Source organism: Streptomyces sp. NPDC002888 (assembly GCF_042888465.1).
Classification (GTDB): domain Bacteria; phylum Actinomycetota; class Actinomycetes; order Streptomycetales; family Streptomycetaceae; genus Streptomyces.
This window is the reverse complement of record NZ_JBIAPU010000044.1, coordinates 14064-38252: the sequence shown is the minus strand read 5'-3', so window position 1 is coordinate 38252 and position 24189 is coordinate 14064. Positions and strand designations below refer to the sequence as shown.

At 71.1% G+C, this 24189-nt stretch carries 19 protein-coding genes and 2 pseudogenes; 11 read left to right on the top strand and 10 right to left on the bottom strand.

All coding sequences use genetic code 11. The features are described 5' to 3' along the window. Positions 1–136 precede the first annotated feature (136 nt). Positions 137–1327, top strand: a complete 1191-nt coding sequence (locus ACFYWX_RS44445; protein ID WP_389431097.1) for an XdhC family protein — start codon at positions 137–139, stop codon at positions 1325–1327. Here ACFYWX_RS44445 and ACFYWX_RS44440 read toward each other — a convergent pair. Together ACFYWX_RS44440 and ACFYWX_RS44435 are read right to left on the bottom strand one after the other, a co-directional pair. Continuing rightward, positions 1261–1515, bottom strand: a pseudogene (locus ACFYWX_RS44440) (GNAT family N-acetyltransferase); the annotation flags it as partial. The gene ACFYWX_RS44445 and the pseudogene ACFYWX_RS44440 overlap by 67 nt on opposite strands. Before the next feature lie 476 nt (positions 1516–1991). Then, on the bottom strand, positions 1992–4739 hold the full coding sequence (locus ACFYWX_RS44435; protein WP_389431096.1) for a LuxR C-terminal-related transcriptional regulator: 2748 nt from the start codon (positions 4737–4739) through the stop codon (positions 1992–1994). Positions 4740–5015: 276 nt separating this feature from the next. Between ACFYWX_RS44435 and ACFYWX_RS44430 the strand changes: the two genes are divergently transcribed. Beyond that, on the top strand, positions 5016–5840 hold the full coding sequence (locus ACFYWX_RS44430; RefSeq protein WP_389431094.1) for a PhzF family phenazine biosynthesis protein: 825 nt from the start codon (positions 5016–5018) through the stop codon (positions 5838–5840). Between the two features lie 37 nt (positions 5841–5877). Here ACFYWX_RS44430 and ACFYWX_RS44425 read toward each other — a convergent pair whose 3' ends face one another. Continuing rightward, positions 5878–6678: a CPBP family intramembrane glutamic endopeptidase gene (locus ACFYWX_RS44425; protein WP_389431093.1), complete on the bottom strand. Its 801-nt coding sequence runs from the start codon at positions 6676–6678 to the stop codon at positions 5878–5880. A gap of 115 nt (positions 6679–6793) precedes the next feature. Further along, positions 6794–8311 (bottom strand): glutamate--cysteine ligase, encoded by a 1518-nt coding sequence (locus tag ACFYWX_RS44420; RefSeq protein WP_389431091.1) that lies wholly within the window; start codon positions 8309–8311, stop codon positions 6794–6796. 566 nt (positions 8312–8877) lie between these two features. Between ACFYWX_RS44420 and ACFYWX_RS44415 the strand changes: the two genes are divergently transcribed. The 3 genes from ACFYWX_RS44415 to ACFYWX_RS44405 all read left to right on the top strand — a co-directional run bounded on the left by ACFYWX_RS44415 (position 8878) and on the right by ACFYWX_RS44405 (position 11313). Further along, complete coding sequence (locus ACFYWX_RS44415; RefSeq protein ID WP_389431090.1) at positions 8878–9465, top strand: hypothetical protein; 588 nt, start codon at positions 8878–8880, stop codon at positions 9463–9465. Between the two features lie 358 nt (positions 9466–9823). Further along, on the top strand, positions 9824–10030 hold the full coding sequence (locus ACFYWX_RS44410) for a DUF5999 family protein (RefSeq protein WP_389431135.1): 207 nt from the start codon (positions 9824–9826) through the stop codon (positions 10028–10030). A 212-nt stretch (positions 10031–10242) separates the two neighbouring features. Beyond that, the gene (locus tag ACFYWX_RS44405) at positions 10243–11313 is read left to right on the top strand and encodes a LacI family DNA-binding transcriptional regulator (RefSeq protein WP_389431089.1); all 1071 of its coding nucleotides are present in this window, start codon (positions 10243–10245) and stop codon (positions 11311–11313) included. Here ACFYWX_RS44405 and ACFYWX_RS44400 read toward each other — a convergent pair. From ACFYWX_RS44400 to ACFYWX_RS44375, 6 genes and pseudogenes are all read right to left on the bottom strand, one after another. Next, positions 11310–12377: an endo-1,4-beta-xylanase gene (locus ACFYWX_RS44400; RefSeq protein ID WP_389431087.1), complete on the bottom strand. Its 1068-nt coding sequence runs from the start codon at positions 12375–12377 to the stop codon at positions 11310–11312. The two genes, ACFYWX_RS44405 and ACFYWX_RS44400, sit on opposite strands and share 4 nt — an antisense overlap. Positions 12378–12433: 56 nt before the next feature. Then, positions 12434–13198, bottom strand: coding sequence for a carbohydrate ABC transporter permease (locus ACFYWX_RS44395; protein ID WP_389431134.1), 765 nt, complete (start codon positions 13196–13198; stop codon positions 12434–12436). Positions 13199–13266: 68 nt separating this feature from the next. Then, positions 13267–14265 carry a carbohydrate ABC transporter permease gene (locus ACFYWX_RS44390; protein WP_389431085.1) on the bottom strand — a complete coding sequence of 333 codons (999 nt, stop codon included), beginning with the start codon at positions 14263–14265 and terminating at the stop codon, positions 13267–13269. Between the two features lie 6 nt (positions 14266–14271). Then, entirely contained in the window at positions 14272–15564 is a 1293-nt protein-coding gene (locus ACFYWX_RS44385) for an extracellular solute-binding protein (protein WP_389431084.1), read from the bottom strand. A gap of 158 nt (positions 15565–15722) precedes the next feature. Then, complete coding sequence (locus ACFYWX_RS44380) at positions 15723–17234, bottom strand: glycoside hydrolase family 43 protein (protein WP_389431083.1); 1512 nt, start codon at positions 17232–17234, stop codon at positions 15723–15725. Positions 17235–17376: 142 nt separating this feature from the next. Then, a pseudogene (locus ACFYWX_RS44375) lies at positions 17377–17697 on the bottom strand (potassium-transporting ATPase subunit C); the annotation flags it as partial. 195 nt (positions 17698–17892) lie between these two features. Here ACFYWX_RS44375 and ACFYWX_RS44370 point away from each other — a divergent pair. The 6 genes from ACFYWX_RS44370 (at position 17893) to ACFYWX_RS44345 (ending at position 24141) form a co-directional block, all read left to right on the top strand. Continuing rightward, positions 17893–19848: an amino acid transporter gene (locus ACFYWX_RS44370; RefSeq protein ID WP_389431082.1), complete on the top strand. Its 1956-nt coding sequence runs from the start codon at positions 17893–17895 to the stop codon at positions 19846–19848. Between the two features lie 246 nt (positions 19849–20094). Further along, entirely contained in the window at positions 20095–20490 is a 396-nt protein-coding gene (locus ACFYWX_RS44365; protein ID WP_389431081.1) for a molybdopterin-binding protein, read from the top strand. A gap of 141 nt (positions 20491–20631) precedes the next feature. Further along, positions 20632–21462, top strand: coding sequence for a molybdate ABC transporter substrate-binding protein (modA, locus tag ACFYWX_RS44360; protein ID WP_389431080.1), 831 nt, complete (start codon positions 20632–20634; stop codon positions 21460–21462). Next, positions 21459–22352 carry a molybdate ABC transporter permease subunit gene (gene modB, locus ACFYWX_RS44355; protein WP_389431079.1) on the top strand — a complete coding sequence of 298 codons (894 nt, stop codon included), beginning with the start codon at positions 21459–21461 and terminating at the stop codon, positions 22350–22352. The genes modA and modB overlap by 4 nt, the downstream gene beginning before the upstream one ends. 250 nt (positions 22353–22602) lie before the next feature. Further along, the gene (locus ACFYWX_RS44350; protein ID WP_389431077.1) at positions 22603–23694 is read left to right on the top strand and encodes an ABC transporter ATP-binding protein; all 1092 of its coding nucleotides are present in this window, start codon (positions 22603–22605) and stop codon (positions 23692–23694) included. A gap of 27 nt (positions 23695–23721) precedes the next feature. Continuing rightward, positions 23722–24141 carry a molybdopterin-binding protein gene (locus ACFYWX_RS44345; protein ID WP_389431076.1) on the top strand — a complete coding sequence of 140 codons (420 nt, stop codon included), beginning with the start codon at positions 23722–23724 and terminating at the stop codon, positions 24139–24141. The last annotated feature ends 48 nt before the right edge of the window (positions 24142–24189 follow it).

Here is a 24189-nt window from a genome sequence, read left to right as displayed (position 1 = left end):
GACCGTCCGGCGGTGGCTGAGCGGGCCGCCGCCGGACACCAGGGCCGTCGCCGTGTCAGACCTCCCCCGGAAGACACGGCGACGGCCCGCCCACACCGTCATCCGTCACGCCCACCGCCCCACACGGAGACACCCCATGCTCAACATCGCAGACACGCTGTCCGCGTGGTGCCGCGAGGACCGTCCCTTCGCCCTCGCCACCGTCATCCAGGTCAGCGGCAGCGCACCCCTGCCACCCGGCACCGCGCTCGCCGTCGACACCGACGGCACGGTGGTCGGCAGCATCTCCGGCGGCTGCGTGGAAGGAGTCATCTACGACCTGTGCCAACAGGTACTTCACGATGACAGTCCCCCCACAAGGGCCCGCTTCGGCTACTCCGACGACGACGCCTTCGCCGTCGGCCTGACCTGCGGCGGCGAGATCGACATCCTGGTGCAACGCGTCGAGCCGGCAGACCAGCCCCACCTGACCGTCGCCCTGGACGAAGTGGTACAGGGCAGACCCGCCGCCATGGCCCAGATCGTGGACGGCCCCGACGAACTCCTCGGCCGCACCCTCAGTCTCATCGGAGAAGACAGCGCGTACGACGGCACCCTGGGCGGTGAGAACGAGGACCGGGCGGTCGTGGCAGGGGCCCGCGCCCTGCTGAGAGCGGGGCGCACCGGCCTCGCCGAGGTCGGGGGAGACGCCGACACCTGTCCCCAGCGTCTGTCCGTCCTCGTTCACACCCACGCGCCCCGCCCTCGCATGCTGATCTTCGGCGCGGTCGACTTCGCCGCCGCCCTGAGCCAGGCCGGGGCCTTCCTCGGCTACCGCGTCACCGTCTGCGACGCCCGCCCCGTCTTCGCCACCACTGCCCGATTCCCGCACGCCGACGAAGTCGTCGTCGACTGGCCCCACCGCTACCTCGCAGCCACCGAGACCGACGCCCGCACCGCCATCTGCGTCCTCACCCACGACGCCAGATTCGACATCCCCCTCCTGGACCTGGCGCTGCGTCTCCCCCTCGGATACATCGGCGCGATGGGCTCCCGCCGCACCCACGAGGACCGCAACCAGCGGCTGCACGAGGCCGGCGTCACGACAGCTCAACTCGCCCGCCTCAACTCCCCGATCGGCCTCGACCTCGGTGCCCACACCCCCGAGGAAACAGCCATATCCATCACGGCGGAGATCATCGCCCACAGCAACCGGGCCACCGGCCTGCCCCTGTCCCACGGCACCGGCCCCATCCACCGTTCCGGCTCCACGAGCCCACTCCGCCCTTGCGCTTCGTCGGCCACGAACAGCAGGTCGAGCTCCGGTGGCGCGAGGACGAGCGAGTAGAACCCGAGGACCCGGCCTCCATCCTCGTCAGCGCCAACGGCCACAAAGGCGCGGTGGGCCTCGATGTCATCGGGACCGACCCGGTAGCCCTCTTCGTACCACGGGACCCTCCCGGCACCGATGCCCGACACCCGGATCCCGCCTCGCAAGATCCGGACCAAGAGTGGGCCAACTCCGCTCCTCACCAAGCGATTTCATTCGTTTCCGCAGGTCAGAAGTACATGTGACCGTGTACCACCAGCAGACGAAGAACCTGCTAGTAGGCTCCGGCCCTGCAAGCAGTCACTCAGCGTTGCGACAGTAGTTACTCAGATGGACCGACTTCTGCCGCCGCCACTGCCTACGACACGGGCCCCCTTGGGGAGAATCCGGGGAGTGTGGACTCCGCTGGGGAGGGCGCGGGGAGAATCGACTAGGTAAAGTCATACGATCCCGAAAGGCACTGAAAGACTCATCGCTGCAGGTCAGGGGCGTTGTTGGCAGCGTTAGCGCAGGTCAGGGCCGTCCGGTGGACAACTTCATGACGGACGTGTCCAGGACCATCAGGAACTGGGCCGTGCCCAGGACGATCAGAGCCCGCCAATGTCTCATGCTGTCCACCTCGCCATGGCATCCCGGTGCACGCGCCCCGCGCCTCACCCACCACGGGCGAGCCGGGCGGCGCTCAGAGCAACCGCAGCTCGCGGGCGCGGCGCACCGCGTCGTTGCGCCGGTTCACCGCGAGCTTCCGGTAGACGCCCTTGAGGTGGGTCTTGACCGTGTTCACCGACACGTACAGGTCGGCGGCGATCTCCTCCGTGGACATCATCCGGGCCAGCCGGACCAGCACGTCGCGCTCGCGGCCGCTCAGCTCCTCCACGAACGGTGGCAGCCGGTCGTCGGGCGGCGGGGGCCTGCCGGCCGGCGACGGATCAGGAGTGAGCGCGGCGGGAGTAGGCGGAGCGGGGGTGAGTGAAGCGGGGGTGAGCCAGCCCGCCGCCAGCCCGCGCAGGGGCGCCGTGCTCAGCAGAGGCCGGATCCAGGGTCCGGCCTCGAAGAAAGGACGGCGCAGGCGTTCGCGCCGTGCCTCGTGGAGAGCCCGGGCGACGAGCCCGCGCGAGGTGGCCCGGTCTCCGGCCCCGTCCGCGACCTGCGCTCTCACCAGCAGGGCCCGGACGGTCACCGCGGGGCCGGTGCGGCCCTCCGGGTGCGCTCGGTCGAGCAGGTCGATCGCCGCGCCGGGCCGGCCCGCGGCGAGCTGTGCCCGTGCGGCACCCACCGCGCAGGCCGGCTGGTCGTCGGGGACGGCCCGCAACAGCCGGGCGGCCGTCTCCGGCCTGCCCTCGGCCAGATGGGCGGCGGAGGCGACCAGCGCGGTGTGGCCCCGGAACCAGGGTGAGGCCACGTCGGCGGTGACGGCCGGTTCCGCCGCCTCGAGCGCGGCCCGTGTGTCGCCGCGGGCCAGCAGCAGGCGGGCGGTGGCGATGGCCCGGCCCGCCGCCAGCACCGGGTCCGGCGTCACGGGGTGCGATGCGGCGGCCGTGTCCAGGAGGGCCTGCGCCCGGGCCAGTTCGTTGCGGTCGACGGCCACCGCGGCCAGGACCAGTCGTCCGATGCCGGAGCCGGACTGCTGCGGCAGGCTGAACCGTTCCATCTCGGTCATCGCCGCCAGTGCCTTGCGCTCCGCCCTGCCGAGCCAGCCGTTCAGGTAGTCGATCAGGGCCAGGCGGCCCAGGGAGTCCTCGCGCAAAAGCGCCGTCGACGGGCCACCGGCGCAGTCGGCCACCGCGGACAGCGCGGCCCGCGCCTCACGGAAGCATCCGGCCCACAGCCTCGTCGACCCCAGATGCGTCAGCAGCAGCGCCGTGAGTTCGGGATGTTTGTCCAACAGGTGGGCGGGGACCGCACCCTGCAGTTCCCCCGCCGCCTCCGCCGCCCGCTCCGCCCGTCCCGGCGCACCGGTCAGCCGGGCCGCCAGGGCTTCGAGCAGGGCACAGCTCAGCCGGGCCGCCGCCAGGCCGGGCGCGTCCCCCGTCGGGCCGCACTCCCCGTCCAGGCTCTGTTCGGCGTGGCGCAGGTGGGTCAGGCCGCGGTCGAGGTCGCACCGGGACAGCTCACGGGCCGCGCGGACGAGGTCCGTGGCGGGGCCCGTCGCCTCGGGCCCCATGTGCGAGAACAACTCGGCGAGGTCGTCGGAGCGCAGGCCGGTGAAGAGCTGCCCGATGGCGAGGTCGTCGACGAGGACCCCGGCGGTGAACTCCCAGTCGCCCGCTGCGGCACCGTGCCCGAGGGCCTCGGCGAGGGCTCCGGAGCGTCGCAGCCACTCCGCGGACCTGCGGTGCAGTAGGGGCTCCAAGCCGGGACGACGTACCCGCAGATGGGCGCGGAGGATCTCCCCGAACAGCGGGTGGAGGCGGTACCGGGCGTGCCCGAGGTGCTCGACGAAGGCGTTCTCGCGGTGCAGGCCGGCCAGGATGGGCTCGGCGTCGGTGCGCTCCGTCAGGGCGTTGGCCAGATCGGGGCAGAAGCGGTCGAGGACACTGACCCGCAGCAGGAGGTCCTGTGTCTCGGGGGTCTGCCGCTTGAGCACCTCGGCGAGCAGGAAGTCGGCCACCGCGGTGCGGTCGGCCTCGAACTCCTTCAGATACGTCTGCGGATCCGGGCTCTCCTTGGCGGCCAGGGCGCACAGCCTGAGGCCCGCGGCCCATCCCCGGGTGCGTTCCACGAGCGTCCGTACGGCGGGCACCGGTAGGCACAGCCCGTGCAGCTCCAGCAGCGCGGCGGCCTCCTCGGGGGTGAAGGCCAGCTCCGCGTCCCTGACCTCTGTCATGTCTCCGGCGGCCCGGTAACGGTGCAGTGGCAGCAGCGGTTCGGTGCGGGTGACGAGGATGAGGCGCATGCCGTGTCCCGCGTGGTGCAGGACGAACTCCAGCTGTTCCGCGATCTCCGGGGCGGTCACCCGGTCGTACTCGTCTAGCACCACGATCACGGGCCGGCCCCGGGCCCTCAGCGCGGCGGCGAGGCGCGCCAGCAGCGTACGGTCCACGCGGCTCGCGTCCGCCGGGCAGCCGACCTCGGCGGGCAGCGGTACTCCGGAGGCGCGCAGGGCCTGGAGGAGGTACGCCCAGAACATGCCGGGGGCCTGGTCGGTCGCCTCGTTGGTGAGCCAGGCGACGGGCCGGTCCCGGTCGGCGGCCCAGTCGGCGACCAGCAGCGTCTTGCCCGCGCCCGCGGACCCGTTGACCATGGTCAACGGCGTCAGGAGAGCCTGGTCGAGGTGCTCGACCAACCGCTCGCGCCGCAGGAACGTGGTCGGCCGGGCCGGTACGGCGAACCGCGTCGTCAGGAACGGATCGCCCAGGGGATCGGCGCGCGGGCCGCTTCGCACCCCCTCGTCGTTCACCTCTGACACGGCCACCGCGCTCACCACCACTGTTCGTCAGGTCACGGGCAGCGCTCTCTCCTCAGCATCCCAGCGTTCCGCCCCACCCGCGCGCCGTGCCCGGCAGGGAGCCGGAGTGGCGAAACGGACGGGCGCACCACCCGCCGGGGGTGAGTCCGGCCCGCGCCCGCCGTCGGCAAGAGGCCGGTCCGTCAGCAAGAACGCTGGTCCGTCGGCAAGAACGCCGGTCCGTCGGCAGGGAAACCGGTCCAGGACTCACGGATTGGCCTTGGCCTGCGGCTTCCCGCAGCCTCTAGCGTCATGGCCATGCGGATTCGAATCGTCGACGCCTTCACCGACCGTCCCTTCGCCGGCAACCCGGCCGGGGTCCTGCTCCTCGACTCCTTCCCCGACGACGACTGGCTCCAGAAGGTGGCCCTGGAGGTCAACCACGCGGAGACCGCCTTCGCCCACCGTCTGCCCGGGGGCGGCGAGGCCGACTGGGCGCTGCGCTGGTTCACGCCCGCCAGCGAGGTCGCCCTGTGCGGTCACGCCACGCTCGCCACGGCCCACGTCCTGCGCACCACGGGCGCCCACGAGGGCCCGGTGCGGTTCGCCACCCGCAGCGGCGTCCTCGTCGCCACGCCCGAGCAGGACGGCTCGATCACCCTGGACTTCCCGACGGCCCCGCTCACCCCTGTCGCGGTGCCGGACGGGGTCGGCGCAGCCCTCGGCGCCGAACCGGGCGCGGCCTTCGACACCGGCCCGAACGTCGGCGACCTGCTCCTCGAACTCGCCGACGAGAAGACGGTCCACGCCCTCACCCCCGACCACAGGGCCCTCTCCGCACACTCCTCGCGCGGCATCATCGCCACCGCCCGCGCCGAGGACCCCGCTCGGGGCTACGACTACGTCTCCCGGTGCTTCTTCCCGAACGTCGGCATCGACGAGGACCCGGTCACCGGCAGCGCCCACACCGCCCTCGCCCCGCACTGGTCCGAGCGCCTCGGCCGCCCCGTCCTCACCGGCCTCCAGGCCTCGCCCCGCTCCGGCCGCGTCCGCACGGAACTGCGCGGCGAGCGCACCCTGCTGAGCGGGCGCGCGGTCACGGTCATCGAGGGCGAGCTGCTGGCCGGGCCCCAGGTGCAGTGACCCGCAGGGCTGTGCACGCTACGCCCCCTCCGGCCGCTCATGCCGTGGGCAGCCAGCCCACTTTGCCGGCCAGCAGGGCGTATCCCACGAACGCCCCGATGTCGAGCAGCGAGTGCGCCACGACGAGGGGGCCGACGCGGCCCCAGCGCCGGTACAGGTAGACGAAGACGACGCCCATCACCATGTTGCCGATGAAGCCGCCGATGCCCTGGTAGAGGTGGTACGAGCCGCGCAGCACGGAGCTGGCCACGAGTGCGGCGCCCGGGGTCCAGCCCAACTGGCCGAGCCTGCGCAGCAGATAGCCGACGACGATCACTTCCTCGACGATCGCGTTCTGCAGCGCCGAGAGGATCAGCACCGGGTACTTCCACCACACGTCGGGCAGGGCCTCCGGTACCACGGTGAGGTTGAAGCCGAGGCCGCGGGCGGCGAGGTAGAAGGCGATCCCGGTGCTGCCGATCACGGCCGCGATCCCGGCGCCGCGGCCGAGGTCGAACCAGGGACGGGTGCGGTCGAAGCCGAGGCTGCGCAGGCCCGCCCCCTCGCGCAGCAGGAGGTGGGCGACGAGGGCGACGGGCACCAGCGCCGAGGCGATCCCGAAGAGCTGCCACGCCAGGTCGAGCCAGGGCCGGCCCGGTGCGGCGGAGGCGTTGAGGGTGGCCGCCTGGTCCTTGAGGCCACCGGGTTTGGTGACCGACCCGACGAAGCTGATCAGCGCGGACACTCCACTGGCACCGAGCGAGAGGCCCAGCACCAGAAGGGTCTCGTCACGCAGCATCCGCCGCGAGGGCCGCTCCCGCGGATAGAACTCGTCCGCCGCCCCAGCCTCCGCCTGCACCCCAGCCTCCAGTTCAACCGCCGCACCGTGACGTCACAGCATGCCCGACCAGTATGGTCCGGACATCAACGACCCCCACCACACGCGACGACTTCCCTGGCCGCTCCGCCTCTTCTCACCCCAGAGGCACCGGCTCCGGCAGCCCCACCGGCCAGGTGTGCACGGGCTCCCCGATCTGCATCAGCTCCCGGTACCGCCGGGTCGTGGCCGCCAGCGCCGCCTCCCGGCTCAGCCCCATCTCCAGCCCCCGGTGAAACGTCGCGGACTGCCACTGCGCCCCGTTGAACCGCCGTCGGCACCGCTCCTCGATCACCCCGAGATACAGGTCCCGGTCCACGGCCTCGACACCCCACGCCTCCAGGCCGGCGTCCGCGAGCGGCAGCAGTTCGTCGCGTACGAGGCTCACCGCGTCGACCTGCGCGGTGCCCCCCAGCCGCCCCCGCCGCGGCCACTCCAGCCGCGCGTCGATGCCGTACCGGCACGCCGCGTCGAAGTTCGCGGCGGCCGTCTCGAACGGCATCCGGGTCCACACCGGCCGGGACTCCTCCGCGAGGGCGCGCACAAGGCCGTAGTAGAACGCGGCGTTGGCGATGACGTCGGTGACGGTGGGCCCGGCCGGCAGCACCCGGTTCTCCACGCGCAGATGCGGAACCCCGTCCGCGATGCCGTAGACCGGGCGGTTCCAGCGGTACACCGTGCCGTTGTGCAGGACGAGCTCGGCGAGCTTGGGCACGCCGCCGGCGTCCAGCACCTCGAGCGGGTCCTCCTCGTCGCAGATCGGCAGCAGGGCCGGGTAGTAGCGCAGGTTCTCCTCGAAGAGTTCGTACGCCGAGGAGACCCACCGCTCGCCGAACCAGGTGCGCGGCCGCACGCCCTGCGCCTGGAGCTCGGGCGGGCGGGTGTCGGTGGACTGCTGGAACAGCGGCGGCCGGGACTCGCGCCACAGCTCGTGGCCGAACAGGAAGGGCGCGTTGGCGCCCACGGCGACCTGCACGGCGGCGACGGCCTGCGCGGCGTTCCACACGTCGGCGAAGCGGCCGGGCGTGACCTGGAGGTGCAGTTGTACGGAAGTGCAGGCGGCCTCCGGCGCGATGGACCCGGCGGTGCACGTCAGCCGCTCCACGCCGTCGATGTCGAGGGCGAAGTCCTCGCCGCGGGCGGCCACGATCTGGTCGTTGAGCAGCGCGTAGCGGTCGACGTCGGAGAGGTTGGCGGACACCAGGTCGTCCCGGTCGAGGGTCGGCAGAATGCCGATCATCACGATTCCCGCGTCGACCTCGCCCGCTTTCCGGTCGGCATATGCCAGCGACGTACGGAGTTCCTCGGCGAGCCGGTCGAATACCCTGCCACCCAATCGGTGTGGGGCAATGTTGACTTCCAGGTTGAACATGGCGAGTTCTGTTTGGAAATCTCGGCTCGCGATACGTTCCAGTACTTGCGCATTCAGCATTCTGGGCGTGCCGTCGGCTCCGGCGAGATTCAATTCGATCTCGAGCCCCATGAGGTTCTTCGGCCGATCGAACCGCTCCTCCGCCAGGAGTCGCTCCAGCCCCGCGAGGCACCGCCGGAGCTTGTCGCGGTAGTGCTGGCGATCGGACAGGTCGAACCCTCCTGCCACGACCTTCTCCCCCATGGAAGCGTCCCTCCTCGGATGGGCAGGCCGATGGATCCGCCCGCCGGTGGCCCGGGTCAGGTGGCTTATGCCCAACCGAAGCGATCGATAACGTCCCGGCCGGGCGTGACGCCCGCTACTCTGATGGAACGTGACCGGCGGCACATTCACCGGGCATGGTGCAGTGTGCAGATGCGTGTACCCAGCGGGCCTCGTGAAAAACGCCGACGACAATGGGCCGACCGCTGCGGACGCATATCCCGAGGTCACCGCCGCGCGGCAGGCTCTGAATCGGGAGGATTCCCGCGAATCGCCGACTGAATGGACCCTTGCGGAGTCCTTCGGAAACGACTAGACGAAACACAGTCTGAACATGCGTCGTATAAACTCCGCGAACAAGGCAGAGAAGGTTGGCGCCCGGTCGATGGAAGCTGCCGTCATGGCGACGTACGGCAGGCCGCACCCGTACCTCTCATTCACAGACCCCGCCCCTGCCTCTCTGACCCCCCGAGAGCTGACAGTGCCGTCCGCCCCCGCCCTGCCCCGCCCTCGCGCCACTGTGCCTGCCAAATGAGAGGCGACCCATCATGACGCTGCATGTCCCCCCGGCTCCCGCACCCGCCCTTCGCTCCGTTCTCACGGCGCTCGGTTCCCCCACCGCGGTCCTCGAGGCCCGAACTCCCTCCCTGCGCACCGCACAGGGACCGGCCACGCCCGACCTTCCGCTGCCCGTGCACGTACTGGACCGGATCACCCCCGAGGGCGTCTCCGCCACCCGGCTCGCCGGGTGGCGGTTCCTGATCCGCTGCGGCGACCGTGCGGTGGCCGCGGCCGAGACCATGCTGACCCCCGACGGCTGGGCCTTCTCGCACTTCTTCGAGGGCCCGTACATCGCCTCCACCGAGCTCGCCCTGCGCCAGGCCGAGACGCTGCCGCAGGCGTACCAGCCGCGCCTGCTGTCCCTGCCGGGCCTGTACATGCTCACACTCTGGCTGCACGGCGACTGCACGGCGGACGGCGCCGAGGGCCACCCGGCCGCCACGGACCTCCTGGTCCCGCTGGCTCCGGCACCGCCCGGCATCGCGGCCCACCGTCCGCACCGGGTCGCCGAACTGCTCCCGGTACTGACCCACCGGGTGACCCCGCCGACCCCGCTGCTGGGTTCGCCGGCCTGAGGCTTACTTTCGCGCCCCGCCGCCCGAACAAGGGGCGGCGGGGTTCGTCCGCATGTCCGCCCGCCATGACGCTCCTGATGTACGGGACCGCAATACCCGCTCGTACGAGCAATTCACCGCTCTTGCGAGTCGGAAAGGCACCCCGCCCCCGCGGACTAGCCCCATCCGGCCATCCCGAACCACCCGAAGTGACCGCCCAGTTGGGATGAACCATCCGCGTGAGCGACGCGTCATCAACCTGTGAAGAAGCCGTGCTGCGAAATACCTGCGGATTGACGCCCATGGGGCAACACTGGGTTCCGACCACATACCGCAACGGGGGGCGGACATGACCACGACAGAGCGAAAGATCCCACCCATGTGCCAGCACCAGCCACCGTGTCCTACAGCCGACTCCGCCGACCGGGAATCCGCCCGTCTCGTGGCGCACCACCCGGAACAGGGCTGGAGCCTGCTGTGCAACGGCGTGCTCCAGTTCGAGGACACCGGTGAGCTCCTGCCGGACGGCCAGATCATCGCCCCGCACCGCCCGCTGGGCGCCGAACGGGTGATGACGGCAGCCTGAGCACCACCGGGCGGGGGCACCGAGCCTCGCCCGGCAGACACGAGGGGCCGGCCGCAGACCCGCGCTGCGAACCGGCCCCGACGCATGTCCGCAGCCGGTCACGCACCGTAGTTCCACGACTCGCCCCTCGCTACGACTTCCCACGGCCACCCAACTTCCGGAAGACTTCTGGAAGTTTCGAGAACGCGTCCGGAACAACGGAGGTGGGGGTATTGGCAGCGCGCGAGGCCGGCGCCGAGACGGCGTCCGACGGGCGAGGCAAGGTCACGATCACGGAGATCGCCCGGCAGGCCGGGGTCTCGGTGCCCACGGTGTCCCGGGTGGTCAACGGACGGTCCGACGTTTCGCCGCAGACCCGGGCCCGGGTCGAGGACCTGCTGCGCCGGCACGGCTACCGCAAACGCCCGCAGACCACCACCTCGCGCGCCGCCCTGCTCGACCTGGTCTTCAACGACCTCGACAGCCCCTGGGCCGTGCAGATCATCCGCGGGGTCGAGGAAGTCGCCCACGCGGCCGGGGTCGGCACGGTGGTGTCGGCGATCCACGGGCGCTCCGGCGACGCCCGTGAGTGGATGCGCAACCTGCGGGCCCGCGCCTCCGACGGCGTCATCCTGGTCACCTCGGACCTGGACCCCGTCCTGCACGAGCAGTTGCGCATCCTCGGAGTGCCGCTGGTGGTCGTCGACCCCACGGGCTCGCCCGACCTGGACGCCCCGACCATCGGCGCCGCCAACTGGTCGGGGGGCCTGACCGCCACCGAGCATCTGCTGTCCCTCGGCCACCGCCGGATCGGTCTGATCGCCGGGCCGCCCAGGCTGCTGTGCTCCCGGGCCCGCTTCGACGGCTACCGCGCCGCGCTGGAGGCCGCCGGCGTCCCCGTCGACGAGTCGCTCGTCGTCCCCGGCGACTTCCACCCCGAGTCGGGCTTCACCGGCTGCAACACCCTCCTCGACCTGCCCGAGCCGCCGACCGCGGTGTTCGCGGCCAGCGACCAGATGGCGCTCGGCGCGATCGAGGCGCTGCGCCGGCGGGGGCTCAGGGTGCCCGAGGACATGAGCGTGGTGGGCTTCGACGACCTTCCGGAGGTCCGCTGGTCGGCCCCGCCCCTGACCACCGTCCGCCAACCCCTCGCCGACATGGGCAAACTCGCCGTCCGTACGGTGCTGCGGCTGGCCCGGGACGAGCAGCCGGACTCGCCCCGGGTGGAGTTGGGCACGGAACTCGTGGTGCGGTCCAGCACGTCCGCACCACGCCCGGACAGCACAGCCAGGGCAGCCCCCTAGCTCAGCGCCTCGCGTATCGCGTAGTACGCCGGCTTCGGCCGGAGTTGCTCGTCCCACGGCAGAGCCGCGCCCTGGCCCTCGAAGAACGCCGGGATCCACGAGTACTTGTCGGTGTAGTCCCACACCGTGATCCCCACGCACCGGCGCACCGCGAGGCACGCCTTCGTCATGTCCCGGTACCAGTCGGCCTGTTGCGCCAGCTTCTCCTCGGTCGCGGGCAGCAGCATCCGTACGTCCACCTCGGTCAGCGCGGTGTCGAGGCCGAGGCGGGCGAAGCGGCGGAGGTTGTCCTCCAGGGTGGTCGGATAGCCGTACTGCAGGGCGAGGTGGGCCTGGAGGCCGAAGCCGTGCAGCGGGACGCCCTGGGCCTTCAGCTCCTTGGCGAGTGCGTAGTAGGCGTCGCTCTTCGGACCGATGCCCTCGACGTTGTAGTCGTTGAGGTAGAGCTTCGCCTTCGGGTCGGCCTGGTGGGCCCAGCGCAGGGCGTCGGCGATGTAGCCGGGGCCGAGGGTCTTGTAGAAGACCGTCTCGCGGTAGGTGCCGTCCTCGTTGAACGCCTCGTTGACGACGTCCCAGGCGTAGACCTTGCCCCGGTAGTGCCGTACCTCGGTCTGGATGTGCTTCTTCAGTACGGCTCGCAGCTCGTCGGCCGTCCAGGTGCGCGAGGTGAGCCAGCCCGGGAGCTGGCTGTGCCAGACGAGGGTGTGGGCGCGGACCCGCTGGTGGTTCTTGCGGGCGAGCTTCACGATCTCGTCGCCCTTGGAGAAGTCGAAGACGCCCTGCTGCGGCTCGGTGGCGTACCACTTCATGCCGTTGCCCGGCGTGATCATGTCGAATTCGTCGCCGAGGAGCTCGGTGTAGGGGGCGTCGGTGAGTTCGGGGTTGTCGGTCGCGCTGCCGAAGTAGCGCCCGTGCCGCTGGGCGAGCTCGGCGAGGGTGCGCTCCTTGCCGTGCTGCTCACCGGCCTGGGCGGCAGGGCCGGTGACGATGCCCGCGCCGACCAGAACGGTGGCGAGGGCGCCGGCGAGTCTGAGCCGGGTGCGGGAGGGGGTGGTCTTGCGCATGGTGCGACTCCTCACGATCGGGGGGTGTGGGTGAGCCGTACGTCCGTCGGCGCGGGTCATCCCTTCGTGGCGCCGGCGGTGAGGCCGCCGACGAGCTGGCGCTCGGCGACCGAGTAGAAGGCGAGGGCGGGGACCATGGCGAGGACCAGGTAGGCGAAGACACGGGCGGTGTCCGACGCGTACTGGCCCTGGAACTGCTGGACGCCGACGGGGATGGTCCACCAGTCGGGCTCGTTGAACACGAGCAGCGGCAGGAGGAAGTTGTTCCAGCTGCCGACCACCGCGAGCACCGACACCGTGCCGAGCGCGGGCCGGGCCATGGGCAGCAGGATCCGCCAGAAGAAGCCGAACGGGCCGCAGCCGTCCAGCGTGGCCGCCTCCTCCAGTTCGGCCGGGATCTCCCGGAAGAAGCCGCGCAGGATGACGATCGTCATCGGCAGCCCGAAGGCGGCCTGCGGCAGGATCACGCCCAGCGGGTTGTCCAGCAGGTCCATGGAGCGCAGCAGCAGGAACAGCGGCAGGACCGCCACCGCGAAGGGGAACATCAGCCCCATCGTGAACAGCGTGAACAGCGCCTCCCGCCCCCGGAAGGCGAACCGGGCGAAGGAGAAGGCCGCGAGCGCCGACACCGCGACGACGAGCACGGTCGTGCCCACCGCGATCAGCGTGCTGTTGCCGAGCATCCGCCAGAAGTCGCCCGAGCCGAGGATGCCGGTGTAGTTCGAGGACACCCACGGGTCGGGCAGCCCGATCGGGTTGCGGGAGAGCTGGTCGGTGGACTTGAAGCCGGAGAACACCGCGTACAGCAGGGGTACGGCCATCACCGCGCCGACGGTGACAAGCACGACGTGCAGCGGCAGACCCCTGCCCCGACGTTTCTGACTGACCGTCACTGTCCGCCTCCCCGCATGGTCGTGGTGGCCCCTTCGAGGTCGCGGCGGAGCACGAACCGCTGGTAGGCGAGGGCGAAGACGAGGCTGATACCGAAGATGACGACGCTGATCGCGTTGGCGTAGCCGACCTGGTAGCGCTTGAAGCCGTACTGGAACATCGTGATAGCCATGGTCTCGGAGTGGTGGTCGGGGCCGCCCGCGGTGATCACCCACACCAGGTCGAAGAGCTGGATCGACCCGATCACGGACAGGAAGACGCTGATCCGGAGCGTGGGCGCGAGCAGCGGCAGGGTGACGTTGCGGAACCGCTGCCAGGGTCCGGCGCCGTCGACGATCGCGGCCTCGGTCAACTCGGCCGGGATGGACTGGAGTCCGGCCAGGTAGAGCATCATGTGGAAGCCGAAGTACTTCCAGGTCATGACGAGGAAGAGAGTGGCCATGACGGTGGAGGGGTCGGAGAACCACTTCCCGCCGATCCCGTCCAGGCCGATGCCGCCCAGGACGCGGTCGGCGAGTCCGTCGTCCGGCGCGAAGATCATCGAGAACAGGATGCCGGTGATCACCTCGGACAGGATGTACGGGGCGAAGAACAGCATCCGGTAGAACGCCCGCCCCCGCAGCCGCTGGTTGAGCAGGACGGCCATGGCAAGCGCGAAGGGCAGCTGCAACGCGAGCGAGAGCAGCACCAGGAGGAGGCAGCGCCACAGGTCGCCGAGGAAGACCGGGTCCTCGAAGAGCCGCGTGAAGTTGTCCGTGCCGGTGTAGTCGGAGGGCATGCCGAAGCCGCCCCACCGGAAGAAGGCGGCGTAGAGCGCGAAGAGCATCGGCAGCAGGACGAGCAGGCCGAACAGCGCGAGCGCGGGCAGCTGGAAGGAGACCGCGGTGAGCCAGTGCAGCACGCGCCGCCGTCTGCGCCCCGGCGACGGCCGGCCGGCCGGGGGCGTCGGCGCGACGTCGGGGCCGGATCGCTTGTCCGGAAGGAAGGTTGAGGTCATCGCGGCCTACTGCTCTTCCTTCGCGACCTTGGTGATCGACTCGGTGACCTGCTCGGGCGACTTGGAGCCGGCGATCAGCGCGGCGACGCTGTCGTTGACCTCCTGGCCGACGGCGGGCGGGTAGGCCTGGTCGAGGTAGAGCTGGAAGCCGGTGGTGCTCTTCAACTGCGTTTGCACGGCCTTCAGGTTGGGGTCGGCCAGCGCGTCCTCGGCGGCCGTGACCACCGGCAGCGTGCCGGTCTTCTTCACCAGTTCGCGGCCGGTGCCGGCCGAGGCGAAGAACTTCAGGAAGTCGACGGCCGCCTGTGGAGCGCCCTCGCGCAGGGCGAGTCCGCCGCCTCCGCCGAACACCTCGGTGAGCGCGCCCTTGCCGCCCTCGACCGTGGGGAACGGGAAGAAGCCGAGGTCGGCACCGAGGCCCTTGCCCTCACTGTCCTGCACCCTGGGCGCCCACTGGCCCATCAGCTCCATCGCGGCCTTGCCGTTGCCGACGGCGGCGGCCTGCCCGGCGGGCGTGGAGTAGGCGGCGCCGAGGAACCCCTTCTGGAACGGCTGGAGCGCGACGAGCTCCTTGAGGTGCTCACCGGCCTCGACGAACCCGGCCCCGGTGAAGTCCTTGGTGTCGGCGGCCTTCTGCAGGGCGTCGATTCCGGCGGTGCGCATCGCCAGGTAGGCCCAGAAATACATACCGGGCCACTTCTCCTTGCCGGCGAGGGCGATGGGCGCGACCCCGGCGGACTTCAGGGCACGGACGGCGTCGAGGAAGCCGGACCAGGTGGTCGGGGGCGTGGCGATCCCGGCCTTCTTGAAAAGCGCCTTGTTGTACCAGAAGCCGACCATGCCGATGTCGTCCGGGATGCCGTAGACCTTGTCGTCGACCAGGTACGGCTCCTTGGCGACCGGCAGCAGCGTGCCCGCCCAGTCCTTGGTCCGGTCGGTGAGGTCCTCGACGAGGCCCGCGTCGGCCTGCTGTTTCAGGACACCGCCGCCCCAGGTGTGGAAGATGTCCGGCAGCTTCCCGGATGCGGTCAGCGCGGTCATCTTCGACTTGTACGCCTCGTTCTCCAGCGCGACGGTCTTTATCTTCACGTTGGGGTTCTGCGACTCGAACTGCCGGGCCAGCGAGGCCCAGACGCCCTTGGCCGGCTCGGTGGTCATGATGTGCCACCACTCCAGGGTGGTCGTGCCCGACGACCCCCCGTCCGAGTCGCCGCCGCAGCCGCTCAGTGCCGTGATGCCCAGACCGGCCGCGGCGGATGCCGCCAGGAAACCGCGGCGGGACAGTGCCGGCTCGCCCATCATGCACTCCTCGAGGTTGCGAAAGTTTCGGAGTTGATCCTGAAAGGTTCGTTGCTGCCGCACCCTAAGGACAGCGTCCGACGGGTGGCAACCCCTCGTACGCGGTGAATCCTTCGACAGCCCTCTGCGAACCGCCCGGCACTTGCGGGCAGTTGGGGTCAGGCGGATGTGTAGTCGAACCAGTCGAAGGTCGCGCTGCCCTCGGTGACGTACATGCCGATGACCCGGCCGGTGAAGCCCGTGGCCACCTGCGTGGACAGATAACGGCCGTCGAGCTCCGCCAACTTCACGGCACCGTCCGGCCCTTCGACCGAGAAGCCGATCGTGTCGGGTCCGCCCGCCCGTATGCCCGGGGCGTCCTGGTCGGCGGCCGTGACCGTGGGCGGCAGTACGTCCGTCGGGCGGATGTCGACCGCCAGGGTGAGCGGTCCCGGCGGCACCGGCCGGCGGGCGAGGCTCTGCCGCACCGGGCCGATCCGTGCGACGACCTCCACCGCTCCCCCGCCCACCTCGACGTCGTAGTGGTGCGCCTCGTCCATGCGCACGGACAGGCCGGCCCGCCCCGAACCCGGGTCCACCCGGACCGCCGCCCGGCAGTCGGGGTGCTGCTGCCGGCGTCCGACGAAGGTGGTGCCGGGCCGGTCGAGGCTGTCGCCCGTCGCGGTCAGCGTCAGCCACCCGGGCCGCTCACTCAACGACCAGGAGCCTTCCGGCCGACGGCGCGGGGAGATCCACCGCGGTGCGAGCTCCGGGGCGTCGAAGTCGTCGCGCACCGGCTCGGGTTCACCGGGGTGCCAGGCCCCGCGTGGCGCCGGGTGCCGCTCGGCCACGGGTGCGATGCGGGGCCAGCCGTCCACCCACTCCACCGGGGTCAGGAAGGTCTCCCGCCCGAGGACGTGGAACTGCGGGAAGTAGCCGCGCGGGCGGGTGGCCAGCAGCATCATCCACCAGCTGCCGTCGGGTGCCTGGACCAGGTCGGCGTGGCCGGTGCACTGGATCGGCGAGTCGGTGCTGCGGTGGGAGAGGACGGGGTTGTGCGGGGCCGGTTCGAAGGGCCCGCGCGGCGAGCGCGCCCGGGCGACGGAGACGCTGTGGCCGTGGGCGGTGCCGCCCTCGGCGAGCACGAGGTACCACCAGTCGCCGATCCGGTACAGATGCGGCGCCTCCGGGTGCTGCATCCCCGTCCCGGACCACACGGGGAGCGGCCCTTCGAGCACCTTCCCGGTCGCGGGGTCGATACGGGCCACCCGCACCCCGGACACGGCACACCAGCAGGAGCCGTCCTCGTCCCAGGCCAGGTCGGGGTCGATCCCGGGCAGGTCGATCCACACCGGGTCGGACCAGGGCCCCTCGGGCCGTTCGCTGGTGACGAGGAGGTTGCCCCCGCCACCGACGTTGGTGGTGATGACGTGGAGACGGCCGTCGTGGTGCCGGATGGTGGGGGCGTAGACACCGGCGGACGCGGGCAGGTCGTCCGGCAGCTCCAACTGCCCGGGCCGGTCGAGGACGTTGCCGATCTGCCGCCAGTGCACCAGGTCACGGCTGTGGAAGAGGGGGACGCCGGGAAAGTACTCGAAGCTGGAGCACACCAGGTAGTAGTCCTCGCCCACCCGGCACACGCTCGGGTCGGGATGGAATCCGCCGATGACGGGATTCTCGTACGTCCGCATGTACCTCTGCCCCTCCGCCGGACCGGTCGAAACATTCGGTCTCGATGACGAACATTACGGAGCGGACTGTAGGAGGCACCCCGGGGAAGAACAAGGGCGCCGCGACGGCCGCCGCGGCGCTCTCGTCCTCAGCCGGGCCCTGTCACCTGCCCTCAGCGACTCCCTTGAGCGCGATGTTGAGTTCCAGGACGTTCACGCGGGGCTCGCCGATGAAGCCGAGGATGCGGCCCTCGGTGTGCTCCTCGACCAGCTTCTCGACCTGCGGGACGGGCAGGCGGTTGCGCTCGGCGACCCGGTGGACCTGGAGTTGGGCGTACGCCGGGGAGACGTCCGGGTCGAGGCCCGAGCCGGAAGAGGTGACCGCGTCGGCCGGGACCTGGGAGGGCTGGACCTTGTAGTCGGCCGTCGAGTTGTCCTTGACGACCTTGGCCTTGGCTTCGTTGCTGGGTCGCCGCCCCCGGCCGCCGACCGCACGTCCCCGGCCGCCGACCTGCCGTCCCCCCTACGGCCCAGTCGGCACCCTGCCAGTCTTAACGGAAGCTTGACGACCAGCCCCCCCATGATCCATAGGCCCAGGCGTCACTCTCTGCTTACGCTGGTGCCGCCGTCCGCGTGATGGCCGAAACCGCACGCTGAGCCGTCCCTCAGGAGCACGCCGATGGCCACGACCGAACACCCGGCGCCCAGTCGCCTGCGCGCCTGGATGCTGGAGGGCCTGTCCGACATGGGCAAGGCCGGTGGCCACACGGGTCCGCACGCCGAGCCCGAGCCCCCGCACAAGGGCCAGCGCTGGTACCGGGTGATGTGCCTGACCGGTGTCGACTACTTCTCGACCCTCGGCTACCAGCCCGGCATCGCCGCCCTCGCCGCCGGCCTGCTGTCACCGGTGGCGACCATCGTGCTGGTGATCGTCACTCTGGCGGGCGCCCTGCCCGTCTACCGCCGCGTGGCCGAGGAGAGCCCCCACGGCGAGGGCTCGATCGCGATGCTGGAGCGCCTGCTGTCCTTCTGGCAGGGCAAGCTGTTCGTCCTGACCCTGCTCGGCTTCGCCGCCACCGACTTCCTGATCACCATCACCCTTTCGGCGGCCGACGCCTCGACCCACCTCGTCGAGAACCCGCATCTGACCAGCGCCCTGCACGACAAGCAGCTGCTGATCACACTCATTCTCGTGGCCCTGCTCGGCGCGGTCTTCCTCAAGGGCTTTCTGGAGGCCATCGGCGTCGCCGTGGTCCTGGTGGGCCTCTACCTCGCGCTCAACGTCGTCGTCGTGGTCGTCGGGCTGTGGCACGTCGGCACCGAGGGCCATGTGATCGCCGACTGGTCCAGCGCCCTGACCGCCGAGCACGGCAACGTCTTCGTCATGATCGGCATGGCCCTGATCGTCTTCCCGAAGCTCGCGCTGGGCCTCTCCGGCTTCGAGACCGGCGTCGCCGTCATGCCACACGTCAAGGGCGACCCCGGCGACACCGAGGAGCAGCCCAGGGGCCGGATCCGGGACACCAAGAAGCTGCTCACCACCGCCGCCCTCATCATGAGCGCCTTCCTGATCACGACCAGCTTCATCACCACCCTGCTGATCCCGGAGAAGGAGTTCGAGTCCGGCGGCCAGGCCAACGGCCGCGCCCTCGCCTTCCTCGCGCACGAGTACCTGGGCAACGCCTTCGGCACGGTCTACGACGTCTCGACGATCACCATCCTGTGGTTCGCCGGCGCCTCCGCGATGGCCGGTCTGCTGAACCTGATGCCCCGCTACCTGCCGCGCTACGGCATGGCCCCCCACTGGGCCCGCGCGGTGCGTCCCATGGTCATCGTCTTCATCCTGGTCGCCTTCCTGGTCACCTGGATCTTCGACGCCGACGTCGACGCGCAGGGCGGCGCGTACGCCACCGGCGTGCTGGTCCTGATCAGCTCCGCCGCGATCGCCGTGACCATCGCCGCCCACAAGGCCGGGCAACGGAGCTGGACCATCGCCTTCGCGGTGATATCGGCGGTGTTCCTCTACACGACCGTCATGAACGTCATCGAGCGCCCCGACGGTGTGAAGATCGGCGCCTGCTTCATCGCGGGCATCATCCTGGTCTCGCTGCTGTCCCGGCTGGCCCGCGCCTTCGAGCTGCGCGTGACCAGCGTGACGCTCGACCCCATGGCGGAGCGGTTCATCCGGGACATGGCCAGCCGCAAGATCCGCTTCATCGCCAACGAGCCCGACCGCCGGGACAAGGCCGAGTACCGCGACAAGATCGAGCAGATCCGGGAGGACAACGACATCCCCGGTCAGGAGGACTTCGTCTTCGCCGAAGTGACGGTCACCGACCCCTCCGAGTTCGAGTCGGGCCTGAACGTACGCGGCGAGGTCCTGCACAACCGCTACCGGGTGCTGACCCTGGAGTCCTCCTCCGTCCCCAACGCGCTGGCCGCGATGCTCCTGCACGTCCGCGACACCACCGGCTGCACCCCGCACATCTACTTCGAGTGGACCGAGGGCAACCCCTTCGCCAACTTCCTGCGCTTCTTCCTGTTCGGCCAGGGTGAGGTCGCCCCGGTCACCCGGGAGGTGCTGCGCGAGGCCGAACCGGACCGCGCCCGCAGGCCACGCGTGCACACGGGCTGAGCGCAGGGGCCGTCACTGGCGGCCCCTCCGTCAGAGCCGCCGTGCCGTGCGCGGGGTGCGCGCCACGACCTCGACGCGCAGCAGGACAGGCGGTCGGGGTCGGGATTTCCTGCCGTGCGCGTCTTCGTCCTGGCGTCGTTCGTCACCAGGGCGTCGGTGTCGATCACGACCCCCGGGCCGCGTCCCCTGCCGCAACGCGCCGCCCCGCGTCCACGGTTCCGCGCCACCAGCCCTATCGTGACCGGCATGCAGTCCTACACGATCGGCCAGGCGGCTCGGCTGCTCGGCGTGAGCCCAGACACCGCGCGCCGCTGGGCGGACGCCGGCCGGGTGGCGACCCACCGCGACGAGACCGGGCGACGCCTCATCGACGGCAAGGCTCTCGCCGCGTTCTCCGTCGAACTCGCCAAGACCGGCGGAGCCGAGGAGGGCACCTCGTACACCTCGGCCCGTAACGCCTTCCCCGGGATCGTCACCGCGATCAAGCTCGGTGACGTCGCCGCCCAGGTGGAGATCCAGGCCGGCCCGCACCGCCTGGTCTCCCTGCTGACCCGCGAGGCCGTCGAGGAGCTGGGGCTGGAAGTGGGCATGGAGGCCACCGCCCGCGTGAAGTCGACGAACGTGCACATCGACCGCACCTGAACGAGAGCTCGTCTACGGGTCGCATGTGCGGACCCACAAGGCGCGATGTGCCAGCTCATGCAACCTGATAGGAGACTCCCGCCTCGCACATGCGGCAGAATCATCACCGCACGGCCGTCGAGACCGAGGAGTAGATCCGTGATGACCCGTTCCCCGCGCCGGACCCGCCGGATGCTGCAGGTGACCGGCGCGGGAGCCGCCGCGCTGCTGACCCTGAGCGCCTGCTCCTCGTCCGACTCCGACGCGTCCTCCAAGCCCGCCTCCGCCTCCTCGTCCTCCTCGTCGTCCGCGAAGCTCTCCGGCACGGTGACCGTCTTCGCCGCCGCTTCCCTCAAGGAGAGCTTCACCAAGCTGGCCGCGGAGTTCGAGAAGCAGCACCCGGGCACGAAGGTCACCTTCAACTTCGGCGGCAGCGACAGCCTGGCCGCGAACATCACCGCGGGCGCCCCCGCGGACGTCTTCGCCGCCGCCAGCACCAAGACCATGGCGATCGTGACCGACAAGAAGAGCAACGCGACCACGCCGGTCACCTTCGTCCGCAACCAGCTGGAGATCGCCACCCTGCCGGGCAACCCCGACAAGGTCTCCTCCCTCAAGGACCTCACCAAGTCCGGCCTGAAGGTCGTCCTGTGCGACGAGACGGTGCCGTGTGGCGCGGCCGCCCAGAAGGCCCTCGCCGCGAGCGGCCTCAAGCTCACACCGGTCTCCTACGAGCAGGACGTCAAAGGCGCCCTGACGAAGGTGGAGTTGAAGGAGGCCGACGCCGCGGTCGTCTACAAGACCGACGTGAAGGCCGCGGGTGACAAGGTGGACGGCGTGGAGTTCCCCGAGTCGGCCAAGGCCGTCAACGACTACCCGATCACCCTGCTGAAGAACGCCCCCAGCGCCGAGGCGGCCAAAGCCTTCATCGCCCTGGTGCGATCCGCCGAGGGCCAGAAGATCCTGACCGAGGCCGGTTTCCTCAAGCCATGACACCGCCCGACCGGACAGCCGCAGGCGCCGCGGACACCGTGCGGGACGGTCCGCGGCGCAGCCGCGTGGGGAAGGCCAGGGCCACGAGGGGTACACCCAGCCGTGCCCCCCGCCCCCTGCCGCCCCTCCCCCTCCTCCTCCCCGCCCTGGTCGGCCTGGCGTTCCTGCTCCTGCCGCTCGTCGCCCTGCTCGTACGGGCCCCCTGGCGCGACCTCCCGGAGCAGCTGACCAGCGCGGAAGTGTGGCAGGCCCTGCAGCTGTCCCTGGTCTGCGCCACGGCGGCGACCGTGGTGAGCCTGGTCATCGGCGTTCCGCTGGCCTGGGTCCTCGCCCGTACGGACTTCCCCGGCCGCGGCCTGGTCCGCGCCCTGGTGACCCTGCCGCTGGTCCTGCCCCCGGTCGTGGGCGGTGTCGCCCTGCTGATGGCACTCGGCCGCAACGGCGTCGTCGGCCGCTGGCTGGACTCCTGGTTCGGCGTCACCCTGCCGTTCACCACGGCGGGCGTCGTCGTCGCGGAGGCGTTCGTGGCGATGCCGTTCCTCGTCATCAGCGTCGAGGGCACCCTCCGCGCCGCCGACCCGCGCTACGAGGAGGCGGCCACCACCCTGGGTGCCTCCCGCTTCACCGCGTTCCGCCGCGTCACCCTGCCGCTGATCGCCCCCGGCATCGCGGCCGGCGCGGTACTGGCCTGGGCTCGCGCCCTCGGCGAGTTCGGCGCCACGATCACCTTCGCCGGCAACTTCCCCGGCCGCACCCAGACCATGCCGCTGGCCGTCTACCTCGCCCTTCAGAACGACCCCGAGGCGGCCATCGCCCTCAGCCTCGTCCTCCTCGCCGTCTCCATCACAGTCCTGGCAGCCCTCCGCGACCGCTGGATAGCACCCCCATGAGCAGCATCAGCCACGCCCTCGGTCCGCAGGCAGCCGCGCCGCCCGGGACACCACGAGTGCCCGTCGGCGACCCTCGCGGACACGCCCGGCGCTCAGCCACCCCATCCACTCACGCATCGTGGGGGAGGGTGGGCGCGGGCCGCACCCCGCAAGCGCCGGGCTGCGCGATCCACCCCACCCCAGCCACAGCACACCGGAAGTCACGCGGCCCACGTCAACAAAGCCCCCTCCACCCCTGGACCGGCACCCCATGACCCACCCCGACACCACCAAGACCGGCCCCCACACCAATCACACCCGCGACACCGCCCTCGACGCCCACCTCCTCGTCGACCGCGGCACCTTCCAGCTGGACGTGACACTGACCGCCGCCCCCGGTGACGTGGTCGCCCTGCTCGGCCCCAACGGCGCCGGCAAGACCACAGCCCTGCGCGCACTGGCCGGCCTCGCCCTCCTCACCGGCGGCCACCTACGCCTGGACGGCGCCTCTTTGGAACGTACGCCTCCCGAATCCCGCCCGGTCGGCGTCGTCTTCCAGGACTACCTCCTCTTCCCCCACCTCACCGCCCTCGACAACGTGGCCTTCGGACCCCGCTGCCACGGCGCGACCAAAGCGGAGGCCCGCGCCCAGGCCACCGAGTGGCTGAACCGCATGGGCCTCGCCGAACACGCCAACGCCAAGCCCCGCCACCTCTCCGGCGGCCAGGCCCAGCGCGTCGCCCTGGCCCGCGCCCTGGCCACCCACCCCCGACTGCTGCTCCTCGACGAACCCCTCGCCGCCCTCGACGCCCGCACCCGCCTGGAGATCCGCGCCCAGCTCCGCCGCCACCTCGCCGACTTCGAGGCCGTCGCCGTACTCGTCACCCACGACCCGCTGGACGCCATGGTCCTCGCCGACCGCCTGGTCGTCGTCGAACACGGCCGGGTCGTCCAGGAGGGCACCCCTTCCGACATCGCCCGCCACCCCCGCACGGACTACATCGCGCAACTGGTCGGCCTGAACCTCTACCGGGGCCGCGCCGACGGCCACATGGTCCGCCTCGACGCCGGCCCCGCCATCACCACCACGGAAGTCCTCTCCGGACCGGTCTTCGTCGCGTTCCCGCCGAGCGCGGTCACCCTCTACCGCGACCGCCCGACCGGCGCCAGCGCCCGCAACCTGTGGCGCTGCGAGGTCGCAGGGCTGGAGACCCACGGCGACCAGATCCGCGCCGACCTCACCGGCGAACTCCCCCTCGTCGCCGACCTCACCACGGTCGCCGCCGCCGAACTCGACCTGTATCCGGGCGCCCAGGTCTGGGCGACCGTCAAGGCGACGCAGACCCACGCATACCCGGCATAACGCTTCGAGGGCCCTACGTTGATGCTCATGACGATGAGCATCCGCAACCAGCTCCCCGGCACCATCACCACCATCACCCCCGGCGAGGTGATGGCCACCGTCGGCCTCCGCCTCACCGGCGGCCAGCCCCTCACCGCGGCGATCACCCGGGAAGCCGTCGCCGAACTCGGCCTCGCCCCCGGCTCCGCCGTCCGCGCCCTGGTGAAGTCGACGGAGGTCTCCCTCACCACCGGCCCGGTCGAGGGCCTGTCCATCCGCAACCGGCTCCCCGGCACGGTCACCGACATCTCCACCGGCGGCGCGATGGCCTTGGTCAAGCTGTCCGTCGACGGCGGTGCGCTGACCGCCGTGATCACCGCGGACGCCGCCGCCGACCTCGCCCTCGCCCCCGGCTCCTCCGTGGTCGCCCTGATCAAGTCGACCGAGGTCGCCCTCGCCACGGCCTGACACGCCGAGGGCTCCCCGCCCGGAAACCGGAACGGGGAGCCCTCGGAC

Excerpts from the sequence above, each read along its gene's own strand:
- modB (WP_389431079.1), top strand. The coding sequence starts at position 21,459 with ATGACACCGCCCGACCGGACAGCCGCAGGCGCCGCGGACACCGTGCGG.
- ACFYWX_RS44430 (WP_389431094.1), top strand. The coding sequence starts at position 5,016 with ATGCGGATTCGAATCGTCGACGCCTTCACCGACCGTCCCTTCGCCGGC.
- ACFYWX_RS44445 (WP_389431097.1), top strand. The coding sequence starts at position 137 with ATGCTCAACATCGCAGACACGCTGTCCGCGTGGTGCCGCGAGGACCGT.
- ACFYWX_RS44370 (WP_389431082.1), top strand. The coding sequence starts at position 17,893 with ATGGCCACGACCGAACACCCGGCGCCCAGTCGCCTGCGCGCCTGGATG.
- ACFYWX_RS44400 (WP_389431087.1), bottom strand. The coding sequence starts at position 12,377 with ATGCGCAAGACCACCCCCTCCCGCACCCGGCTCAGACTCGCCGGCGCC.
- ACFYWX_RS44365 (WP_389431081.1), top strand. The coding sequence starts at position 20,095 with ATGCAGTCCTACACGATCGGCCAGGCGGCTCGGCTGCTCGGCGTGAGC.
- modA (WP_389431080.1), top strand. The coding sequence starts at position 20,632 with ATGACCCGTTCCCCGCGCCGGACCCGCCGGATGCTGCAGGTGACCGGC.
- ACFYWX_RS44345 (WP_389431076.1), top strand. The coding sequence starts at position 23,722 with ATGACGATGAGCATCCGCAACCAGCTCCCCGGCACCATCACCACCATC.
- ACFYWX_RS44390 (WP_389431085.1), bottom strand. The coding sequence starts at position 14,265 with ATGACCTCAACCTTCCTTCCGGACAAGCGATCCGGCCCCGACGTCGCG.
- ACFYWX_RS44415 (WP_389431090.1), top strand. The coding sequence starts at position 8,878 with ATGACGCTGCATGTCCCCCCGGCTCCCGCACCCGCCCTTCGCTCCGTT.
- ACFYWX_RS44410 (WP_389431135.1), top strand. The coding sequence starts at position 9,824 with ATGTGCCAGCACCAGCCACCGTGTCCTACAGCCGACTCCGCCGACCGG.
- ACFYWX_RS44420 (WP_389431091.1), bottom strand. The coding sequence starts at position 8,311 with ATGGGGGAGAAGGTCGTGGCAGGAGGGTTCGACCTGTCCGATCGCCAG.
- ACFYWX_RS44350 (WP_389431077.1), top strand. The coding sequence starts at position 22,603 with ATGACCCACCCCGACACCACCAAGACCGGCCCCCACACCAATCACACC.
- ACFYWX_RS44395 (WP_389431134.1), bottom strand. The coding sequence starts at position 13,198 with ATGGCCGTACCCCTGCTGTACGCGGTGTTCTCCGGCTTCAAGTCCACC.
- ACFYWX_RS44380 (WP_389431083.1), bottom strand. The coding sequence starts at position 17,234 with ATGCGGACGTACGAGAATCCCGTCATCGGCGGATTCCATCCCGACCCG.
- ACFYWX_RS44385 (WP_389431084.1), bottom strand. The coding sequence starts at position 15,564 with ATGGGCGAGCCGGCACTGTCCCGCCGCGGTTTCCTGGCGGCATCCGCC.